Annotated in this window: 1 protein-coding gene; it reads right to left on the reverse strand. The window is 46.5% G+C overall.

The features are described 5' to 3' along the window. On the reverse strand, positions 1-1,753 hold a 1,753-nt coding region (locus BET10_RS06140; protein WP_139158740.1), incomplete at both ends, for a non-ribosomal peptide synthetase.

Raw genomic sequence — 1,753 nt, forward strand, 5'->3', positions numbered from 1 at the left:
AAGCGAAATCAAACGAATACTCAGCAGTGAATGCCCTCCCAGTTCGAAGAAGTTCGCTGTTGTACTAATTTTATCTGCATCAATGTCCAGCAGCTGTGAGAAAATCCTCACTAATGAGTCTTCCGCTTCACTACATGGGCCAACATATTCCCCCTGCAACACACTACCATCTGGTTGTGGTAGTGCCTTTTTATCTATCTTACCGTTGGCTGTCAGCGGCCACGTATTCACCACCATAAGTACGCTTGGCACCATGTAATCAGGCAAGCAGTTCGCTAAACTCTCTTTCACCTGAGCCACCAATTGTCGCTGACCTGCTTCGTCTAATGCGCCATTGGCTTGGATATAGCCCACCAATTGTTGTGCGCCCGCCAGTTCTTTGGCCATCACCAATGCTGAGTCAACGCCTGCTTGGGCTGCAAGCTGTGCTTCGACTTCACCCAGTTCAATCCTAAACCCGCGGATCTTAACCTGATCGTCCACTCGCCCTATAAACTCTAAATTACCATCTGGTAAATAACGCACTAAGTCACCGGTACGATATAAACGCTCTGAGCTATTTGGATGCGTGGCATCATAAAATGGGTTGGCAATAAAGCGCTCTGCACTCAACTGCGGACGATTCAAATAACCACGCGCTAGACCGTCTCCACCAATAAATAGCTCCCCAATACTTCCTGCACTTACAAGCTGTAACTCAGCATCTAAAACGAGCGTACTAACATTGTATAATGTCGTGCCAATATGAATGTTATCGGACTTTAACTCTCCAATAGTCGCACATACGGAAGCTTCAGATGGGCCATAAGCATTAAAGAATCGATAATGCTGACGCCATAGTTTAACGGTTTCGAGATCACACGATTCGCCTGCCACAATTAAGCACTGTAGTGGTAAGTCTGCTCGGTACTGTACTGTCTTTAGTAACGCTGGAGGTAAAGTAGCATGGGTGATCCTCTGTGTATGAATATAATTAAATAGTCGCTGCGCATCCATCCGTGTGTTTTGATCGGCAATACATAAAGTAGCTCCTGGCATAAATGCCATTAAACATTCCCATGTCGCGGCATCAAAACTAATTGACGCAAAATGTAACACTCTACTGTTACTATCAGTCTCAAAATAGCGATGCTGATTAAATGATAAGTTGACCGCGCCTTGGTGAGGCAACATCACTCCCTTAGGCTGACCCGTTGAACCTGAGGTATAGATCACATACGCCAGATTCTCTGAGCTAAGCCCCAACATGGATTTTGTCAGGTCTGTCGTGCTGCAATGCTCGTACGCACTTTGCGCATCTAAGTTAATTACCTCGCCACGGAACCCAGTCAATATCGAGCGTGAAAGTACCGCTTGATGACTCACTATATTCACCAAACCAGCATCTTCAATCATGTAGTCTAAACGCGCCTGTGGGTAGTTCGGGTCAAGTGGTACATACGCCCCACCCGCCTTCAAAATACCTAACATCCCCACTATCATCTCTAATGAACGCTCTACACATAATCCCACCAAGGTATCTGGGGTAACACCCTGTGTATTCACTAAGTAATGCGCCAGTTGGTTCGCCTTGCGATTCAATGCGCCATAAGTCAGCTGCTGTGACCCAAACTCCACCGCGACTTTATCTGGTGTCGCTTGCGCCTGTTGCTCAAACAACTCATGAATACAGCTGTCTTTTGGATAGTCCATCTTTGTGTTGTTGAGCCCATGTACCAAGTGGTGTTGCTCTGCCTCTGACAAGATAGGCAGT

Origin of the sequence: Pseudoalteromonas amylolytica (assembly GCF_001854605.1) — a bacterium.
In the GTDB taxonomy this organism is placed as follows: Bacteria; Pseudomonadota; Gammaproteobacteria; order Enterobacterales; family Alteromonadaceae; genus Pseudoalteromonas; species Pseudoalteromonas amylolytica.